The following is a 2,021-nucleotide window of genomic DNA, read 5'->3' as shown; positions in this document are numbered from 1 at the left end:
GACCGTCAAGTAGTTGTAGACCGTCCCGACTACGCTGGAAGAAGCGAAATATTGAGAGTTCATGCTCGTGGTAAAACTTTATCCAAAGATGTAGACTTAGATAAAATCGCGCGTCGGACTCCTGGTTTTACCGGTGCAGATTTATCTAACTTACTCAACGAAGCTGCAATTTTAGCAGCACGTCGGAATTTAACCGAAATTTCGATGGATGAAATTAATGATGCAATTGATCGTGTATTAGCAGGTCCTGAAAAGAAAGACCGGGTAATGAGCGAAAAGCGCAAAACTTTGGTTGCATACCATGAAGCAGGCCACGCTTTAGTCGGTGCTTTAATGCCTGACTATGACCCTGTACAAAAGATTAGCATTATTCCCCGTGGTCGGGCTGGTGGTTTAACTTGGTTTACTCCTAGCGAAGACCGCATGGATACTGGTTTATACAGCCGTGCTTATTTGGAAAATCAAATGGCTGTGGCTTTAGGTGGTCGTCTCGCTGAAGAAATCATCTTTGGTGAAGAGGAAGTGACTACTGGTGCTTCCAACGATTTACAACAAGTAGCCAGAGTAGCTAAACAAATGATAACTCGGTTTGGGATGAGCGATCGCTTGGGTCCAGTTGCCCTTGGTCGTCAACAAGGAAATATGTTCCTTGGTCGAGATATTATGTCAGAACGCGATTTTTCGGAAGAAACCGCTGCTGCTATTGACGAAGAAGTTCGTAAGTTAGTTGATACTGCTTATATTCGAGCTAAAGAAGTGTTAGTCAATAACCGCAAGGTATTAGATGAAATTGCTCAAATGCTGATTGAAAAAGAAACCGTAGACGCTGAAGAATTACAAGAAATTCTTGGTAATAACGATGTGAAAATGGCAGCTTTTGCATAATTTTTCTTAAATATGGCTTGCTGAATTAAACACAAAAGCAATACCATATTTTACCAAATTAAAGCCTGAAATCTTTGCTATGCAATCTTTTCAGGCTTTACTTTCTTTAAATTTTTAATTCTTACTTTTGCTTTAATATTTGTGGAATGTAGGATTAAACTTCCACCTCTAATTTCACTTCTAAATTCTCAGTTATCCCTTGGAACAGTTCCAATGCTGTACTACGTTTTAATTTAGCAGGGTCTTGAATTTTGTTTTGGGATTTACGGAAGATAACGCCCAAAAGTCCTTTTTCTTTGCTGTCATTGCGACCGAAGGGAAGCAATCGCAAAATCTCTCGGTATGACGTATGACTTAGAAGAGTTTTTGAATTTGTCATTGCGACCGAAGGGAAGCAATCGCTAAATCTCTCGGTATGACGTATGACTTAGAAGAGTTTTTGAATTTGTCATTGCGACCGAAGGGAAGCAATCGCTAAATCTCTTAGTGAAGATGAGATTGCTTCACTCCACTTCGTTCCGTTCGCAATGACATACCATTATCATTACAATAAACTTTCATACAAGTCTCGCCATTCTTGATTAATGCTATTAATCAAATCAATTTTCTTTTGTCTAGAACCAGCTTTAATTTGTTTTTCTCTAGCAATAGCACTGGTAGCATCTGTAAAAATGTCGTAATAAACTAATTTATTAACATTATATTTTTTCGTAAATCCTTCTATTAATTTTTCTTTGTGTTCATAAACTCTTCTTATCAGGTCATTCGTTACACCTGTGTAAAGCACTTTATTATGGTTATTTGTCATGATATAAATGTAAAACTGCTTATTCATTGGTATAAATAAATTTAAGGTTTCATTCCAGTAGGGTTCAATGAGTGACTCCTAAATATGTATGGCGTTATTTACCGTTCAAAAAAGTTGTAGGTTAGGTTTGATTTTGTTCTACCCAACCTACTCATTACTAGAAATTACTAAAATTAGTAATTGCTTCTGTGATCTTATTCACAACTTCATCTACAGTTATTACTCCCAACTCCCCGGAAGCACGAGTACGGATACTTAAGCTGTTGGCTTCTACTTCCTTCGCACCAACCACCGCCATTACAGGTATTTTATCCTTTTCGGCGTTGCG

At 38.0% G+C, this 2,021-nt stretch carries 3 protein-coding genes and 1 pseudogene; 1 reads left to right on the top strand and 3 read right to left on the bottom strand.

The genetic code is table 11. From position 1 onward, the window contains the following. Nucleotides 1-885 (top strand): annotated as a pseudogene (gene ftsH3 / locus FJR38_RS23125) (ATP-dependent zinc metalloprotease FtsH3); the annotation flags it as partial. Nucleotides 886-1,039: 154 nt separating this feature from the next. Here ftsH3 and FJR38_RS23120 read toward each other — a convergent pair. The 3 genes from FJR38_RS23120 to FJR38_RS28770 all read right to left on the bottom strand — a co-directional run. Further along, nucleotides 1,040-1,264, bottom strand: a complete 225-nt coding sequence (locus tag FJR38_RS23120; protein ID WP_168499056.1) for a hypothetical protein — start codon at nt 1,262-1,264, stop codon at nt 1,040-1,042. Nucleotides 1,265-1,429: 165 nt separating this feature from the next. Beyond that, a complete protein-coding gene (locus FJR38_RS23115; RefSeq protein WP_168499089.1) occupies nt 1,430-1,720 on the bottom strand; it encodes a GIY-YIG nuclease family protein in 291 nt (96 codons plus the stop codon). A 130-nt stretch (nt 1,721-1,850) separates the two neighbouring features. Further along, a partial coding sequence (locus FJR38_RS28770; RefSeq protein ID WP_254449544.1) for a His/Gly/Thr/Pro-type tRNA ligase C-terminal domain-containing protein occupies nt 1,851-2,021 on the bottom strand: 171 nt, incomplete at its 5' end.

Origin of the sequence: Anabaena sp. UHCC 0253 (assembly GCF_009712085.1) — a bacterium.
Lineage (GTDB): Bacteria > Cyanobacteriota > Cyanobacteriia > Cyanobacteriales > Nostocaceae > Dolichospermum.
The sequence above is the reverse complement of the archived record's forward strand: the minus strand, read 5'-3'. Positions and strand labels throughout refer to the sequence as shown.